Origin of the sequence: Microbulbifer sp. 2205BS26-8 (assembly GCF_030731025.1) — a bacterium.
Classification (GTDB): domain Bacteria; phylum Pseudomonadota; class Gammaproteobacteria; order Pseudomonadales; family Cellvibrionaceae; genus Microbulbifer; species Microbulbifer spongiae.
Genome location: NZ_JAVAMR010000222.1, coordinates 1 through 316, shown reverse-complemented (window position 1 = coordinate 316; position 316 = coordinate 1). Strand labels below are relative to the sequence as shown.

At 51.3% G+C, this 316-nt stretch carries 1 protein-coding gene; it reads left to right on the top strand.

All coding sequences use genetic code 11. The features are described from left to right. A partial coding sequence (locus Q5Y71_RS17335; RefSeq protein WP_306043313.1) for a transposase occupies positions 1–315 on the top strand: 315 nt, incomplete at its 5' end. Between the last annotated feature and the right edge of the window lies 1 nt (position 316).

Below are 316 nucleotides of genomic sequence, written 5' to 3'. Positions count from 1 at the left end.
CTCCAAGTGAACAGTGGTGAACAAAGCTTCCTGCGTAATATCTCGGTCAGAGACTGGACCACATCTGTTGGCGCAAAGGTGGCTTACATAGAGCCGGGTTCACCCTGGGAGAATAGGTACTGTGAAAGCTTCAACGCCCGACTCAGAGACGAGCTTCTAAACGGTGAAATATTCTATATGTTACAAGAGGCGAAAATTATTATTGAGGAGTGGAGGAAGCACTACAACACCAAGCGGCCACACAGTGCCTTGGGCTACCGCCCACCGGCCCCGGAAACCACCGTGGAGAAAGTACCACAGCCCACTATGCACTAAC